Source organism: Aquiflexum sp. (assembly GCF_977115555.1).
This window is the reverse complement of the sequence record NZ_CDSBKL010000302.1, coordinates 1-5,185: the sequence shown is the minus strand read 5'-3', so window position 1 is coordinate 5,185 and position 5,185 is coordinate 1. Positions and strand designations below refer to the sequence as shown.

The window sequence follows — 5,185 nt, the reverse complement described above, 5'->3', positions numbered from 1 at the left end:
CCCTCACTGTCAGCGCTGTCTTTTGGACTTTTGTAATACTGTATCATTGGAAGAGGCCCACGCGTGCCCTGCAGAGCGGTTTGTTACTAACGAACTCCGGAATCGACGAGGTAAAACAAAAGCAAAAAAACTGATGATGGATCTACTAAGTTTGAAGAGCTTTGTGAAGGTAAATATACAATTGTAATTGAAACTGAAAACCATGAAAGAATGGAATTTGCTTATGAAATTGCCTTCAGTCTTTGCAAATGACAATTTTCCCATTGCTGAGTTCCAACTGATCTCCCTTTTAAGGAATTTACCCTTTTTATAATCAGGACTAATGCCATCATCTTCATAATGAAGGTAGGTGGATGCATTCTCTCCTGAATAAACATGGAGACTGAGTATCCCATCATGTGCCTGACCGGTGTAAGAAACTTCAGATTGGAAAGCCAAAATAGAACCCGCCTTTACATAAACAGGAAGGTAATTCAATGGACAGTCCTGATAGATGGTTTGTTTTCCTATATGTTTTTGATTGTCAAATAAATAGTACCATTCACCTTCAGGAAGATATACTTTAGTAATCTCTTTATAACTTTCTATAGGTGCAATCAAAAGACTGTCACAAAAAAGGTATTGGTTTTCAAATGCGATTTCGTAAACGTACTTATCATGGGAATAATCTACAGCAAGACTTTTTGAAATGGGAAGGCCCGTTTGGGTACTTTTAAAGAAACTGCTATAGATGGTTGGAAGCATTCTATACCTTAACTTCATGTAGTTTCTAGAGATTTCCTCTACCTCTTCCCCAAAAGCCCAAGGTTCGGCATCGCTGCTATTGATCATGGAATGGGCCCTAAACAACGGAGCAAAAGTGGCTATGCTCATCCATCTTGCAAACAGAGATTTGGTGGATTCGCCGGCAAAACCTCCGACATCATATCCGGAAAATGCCACCCCACTCAGGCCAAGGCTATTCACCAACCTGATGCCTGCCATCATGTGTTCTTCGCTGGCGACGTTGTCACCGGTCCATGCTGCAGCCACCCGTTGAATACCTGAAAATCCGGATCTTGTCAATACAAAAGGTCTTTCGTCTGGTCTTTGTAATTCACATCCTTCTTTGGCACTTCTTGCCATCTGGAATCCGTAAACATTCCTTGCTTTTCTATGGCTGACATTTTCTCCTTCGTAAGAGAAATTGATCAGGTTGGGAGTGAACTGACCCCAAGAAGCAGGTTCATTCATGTCCGTCCAATACCCATCGACTCCTGCTTCTTCGTAGAATGCCATTTTTTCGGCCCACCATTGGCGGGTTTCCGGTTTGGTGAAATCAGGAAATGCGCACCAACCCGGCCAAACCTGTCCTTCATAAATTTCATTATCAGGAAATTTGACGAAAAGATCTTTTTCTTTTCCCTCATCAAAGGGAAGATAGCCTTTATCGGTTTTAATTCCTGGATCCATGATAACCACAACTTTAAACCCTTTTTCTTTTAAAGCTTTGATCATGGATTTAGGGTCAGGAAATTTTTCACCGTCAAAAGTGAAGACTTTGTATTTTTCCATATGATGGATGTCAAGGTAAATGACATCTGCTGGCATGTCCTTGTCTCGGAATGTTTTGGCTAATGTCAAAACCTCAGAATCAGGATAATAGGAATAGCGGCATTGCTGAAATCCCAAAGACCACAATGGAGGCATTTCCATTTTGCCGGTCAATTCGGTATAAGAACTGATTATTTTGGCAACACTATCATCGTGAAAAAAATAATAATCCATATCCCCGTCATCCGCAGAATAATAGATAAAGCGGTTGTTGGATGCCCCAAAATTGAAAACAGACTTATGGGTGTTGTCAAAAAAGATCCCATAAGCCAAGCCACTGTGCAAACCGATATAAAATGGAATACTCATATATAAAGGATCATCACCGACGCCGTAAGCGAAATAATCAGTATTCCAATTGGTATAGGCACGATCGGCCCTGTCAAGGTGCCCGGTTTTTTCTCCCAAGCCGATGAATCTTTCCTTTGGCTGAACCTTTTTATAGTTACTCACTTCAGTCCCCAACCATGATATTGCAAATGCGGGGTCGTCCTGATTGATGATTTCACCACTTGGCGTGAGAAAGGTCAAGTAAAAAGGATTTAGGTTAATGGAAAGGTATATTTTTGAAGTTTTGATCCAAATTTTTCCATTTTCCTCCGAAATATTGAAATCGATTTCGAACGGAGCTGAAATTACACTGTAAGGATTTGCTGAATATTTTGATTCTCTGCTGACCTGAACTCTTACCGTGTCTTCTTTATACACGGTGATTTCAAAATTTGCTTCAGTGGTATTTCCATATATCCCATTTGGCTTCTGATACCAGGACAAAACGTCCCCAATGGCCAGATTTTGAGATGAATTTAATTGCTTTGTGGCTTGAGGCATTTTATTTATTAGTGCTTGTTAGAAGTAATGGCCTGATATTTTTATTTCAATGAATTGAAGTCGGGGCTCTAATTTATGATATTAAGTGAAAGTTTAAAATTCTTTGGAAATTCATGAGGCTCCAAAAAATCAGGCAAGATTGTACAAAAAGCCATTTTTTGAATTTAAGGGCATGTTCAAACGATTGCACAAAAAAATATCCGAGATTAAAAAAATCAGACTTTTACAGAAGATTTTCTGACCAAAAGTTCTGTATCCAGGACTATATTTTGTGAGAAAGATTCCATACTAGTCTTCTTGTTAATAAGGTCTAGCAACAACTTTGTGGCTGTTTCGCCAATTTGGAACCCCGGTTGTGATACTGTAGAAAGAGGCGGGTCTATCATAGAGGAAAACTGCCAATTTGAAAACCCGACAACTCCGACATCTTCAGGTATTTTCAAGCCTAGTGCTTTCAAAGCCATCATTGCCCCGGCAGCCACGATATCATGATGGGCAAAAATCGCATCAGGCCTGTTGTCTTTGTTTTTAAATAATTCAGTGGTGATCAAAAAGCTTTCCTTTTCAGTACCATAAGGACATTCCAATATCCAGTCTGGATTTGCTTGGATACCAGAGTCTTTCAATGCATCCAAATATCCTCCTTTTCTTTGCTTGCTGATCGCAAGGTTATCCGGTCCAGAAAGGTGCACAATTTTCTTAAACCCTTGGTCGATGAGGTGTTTTACAGCGTTATAAGCTCCCTGATAGTCATTGACGGTAACATTGATGGTGTTTTCCAGATCAGGTATTCTGTCAAAAAAAACAATGGGAAATTCCAGATCTATCAATTTTTGGAAATGGTCAAAATTTGTTGTTTCCCTTGAAAAACTAACCAAAACACCATCGATCTGGTTGGAGAGCATTGTTTCGACACTGCTTTTTTCTCGGCTGAATTTTTCATTGGTCTGACACAGGATCACATTGTATCCGTTAGCATATGCCACCCCTTCAACACCGCTGATAACAGTGGAAAAGAAAAAATGCACTACCTCAGGAATAATTACCCCAATGGTAAATGATTTGCTTTTTCTTAAGCTTAAAGCAACTGCATTGGGGCGGTAATTAAGCCGGTCTGCCAGTTCTTTTACCTTCCTTTTGGTTTCATCACTGATTCCGGGATAATCCTTTAAGGCTCTAGAAACTGTCGATGTAGATACATTTAGTTCTTTAGCAATATCTTTTATGGTAGCTTGACCGAGTTTCATAAAAATTAGATTTTTCTAAGAATTTAAATATATAAGTTTTTGGGAGATTTAATGCCTTTGGATAGCGTAATTTTTTTTGATTTTGATTTTAAAAAAAAATGGTTTTTGAGCTATTCGCGAATTGCAAAAAAATGTGCAATCGTTTGCGGTTACGTTTGCACAAAAAATTCCAAAAAAAATCATTACACAATGCTTGTTTGGACATTTTTCATTCCGTAATATTTCATAGTTGTATTGTGGAGACAGTATTCTAATGTGAAATTGAGACGGTCTACAATATGATTTTAATATTATAAAATTGAATTTAATTAATTAAAGTTTGAAACAATAAATACCAAAAAACAAATTCGTATGAGAGTATTATCAAAATTATTCTGGGTTGCTTTTATGCTCCCTTTTATCATTTGGTCCTGTGGTCCTGTAGACGAACCAAGAATTATTCCACAAACAGCATCGACCTTAACAAGTCCTTCTGCAGGTACTGCGATAGTATTGTTGCAGGATGAAAAGGAGGACACTATTTTCTTTCAAGCTTCCATCCCTGATTTTGGCGTTAGTGGTAATTACACTTATAGCTTAGAAATGGCAAAAGGTGGAACCAACTTTGCAACTGCAGTTGCCCTTGGAAGCTCAACTACCCCAACCATAAAAGTTGCAGTAGGAGATTTGAATGCTAAGATTGTTGCAGCAGGTGTTGAAGCCGATGTAGCTTCAAATATTGATTTTAGAATTAAAACAACTATTGACAGAAGTTTAATGCCACTAGTAGGAAATGCTACTACATTGTCAATAACACCTTACACGGATGTAATTGTTTTACCTTCTTTGAGAGTGCCCGGTGATTATCAAGGTTGGAGTCCACCAAATGACAACACCATTATTTATTCTGCAAATTCCGACAATGTATATGAAGGATTTGTTCATATCTTATCAGGTTCAGGCGAATTTAAACTAATCACAGGTCCTGAATGGGATGTTTATGATGATTATGGTACAGGTGCCACAGCAAATAGTCTCGCTAAAAAAGGTGGTAACATCAAAATCCCTGGTGCATTTGGAACCCATAGGATTAAAGCTAACCTAAACACGTTAACTTATGAACTTGAAAGAATCGGTGTTTGGGGGATTATTGGAAGTGCAACTGCAGGTGGATGGGACAATGAAACTCCTATGACTTTTAATGCCGCTCAAAACATCCTTACAATCACAGCAGATCTAAAAGCAGGTGAAATGAAATTCAGAACCCATACTTGGGATAGTAATTACGGTTTGGGTAGTGCAGATGGTATTGCAGGTGCAGGTGGTGACAACATTCCTGTTGCAGCTGATGGAAACTATACGATTACTTTGGACTTCAAAACTCCTGGAGAAGTAAGATATTCAATAGTTAAAAACTAAGCTTAAAATTTCACAAATTATTGTGAAATTCAATTAAAATTAAGAACCGGTGATCGCATTTATTTGCATCACCGGTTTTATACTTTCAAGTAAAACAATCTTCCCATGAGATTACC

The 5,185-nt window shown here is 38.4% G+C and carries 3 protein-coding genes; 1 reads left to right on the top strand and 2 read right to left on the bottom strand.

Annotation, left to right across the window (positions count from 1 at the left end; translation table 11 throughout):
• Positions 1–9: 9 nt before the first annotated feature.
• Complete coding sequence (locus ACZFYI_RS15365) at positions 10–2,424, bottom strand: glycoside hydrolase family 31 protein (protein ID WP_462525011.1); 2,415 nt, start codon at positions 2,422–2,424, stop codon at positions 10–12.
• A gap of 215 nt (positions 2,425–2,639) precedes the next feature.
• Positions 2,640–3,671: a LacI family DNA-binding transcriptional regulator gene (locus ACZFYI_RS15360; RefSeq protein WP_462525010.1), complete on the bottom strand. Its 1,032-nt coding sequence runs from the start codon at positions 3,669–3,671 to the stop codon at positions 2,640–2,642.
• 351 nt (positions 3,672–4,022) lie between these two features.
• Between ACZFYI_RS15360 and ACZFYI_RS15355 the strand changes: the two genes are divergently transcribed.
• The gene (locus ACZFYI_RS15355) at positions 4,023–5,069 is read left to right on the top strand and encodes a SusE domain-containing protein (RefSeq protein WP_462525009.1); all 1,047 of its coding nucleotides are present in this window, start codon (positions 4,023–4,025) and stop codon (positions 5,067–5,069) included.
• Positions 5,070–5,185: the final 116 nt, after the last annotated feature.

What these genes read in the sequence shown, in the direction of transcription:
- ACZFYI_RS15360 (WP_462525010.1), bottom strand. Translation starts at nt 3,671, where the DNA reads ATGAAACTCGGTCAAGCTACCATAAAAGATATTGCTAAAGAACTAAAT.
- ACZFYI_RS15355 (WP_462525009.1), top strand. Translation starts at nt 4,023, where the DNA reads ATGAGAGTATTATCAAAATTATTCTGGGTTGCTTTTATGCTCCCTTTT.
- ACZFYI_RS15365 (WP_462525011.1), bottom strand. Translation starts at nt 2,424, where the DNA reads ATGCCTCAAGCCACAAAGCAATTAAATTCATCTCAAAATCTGGCCATT.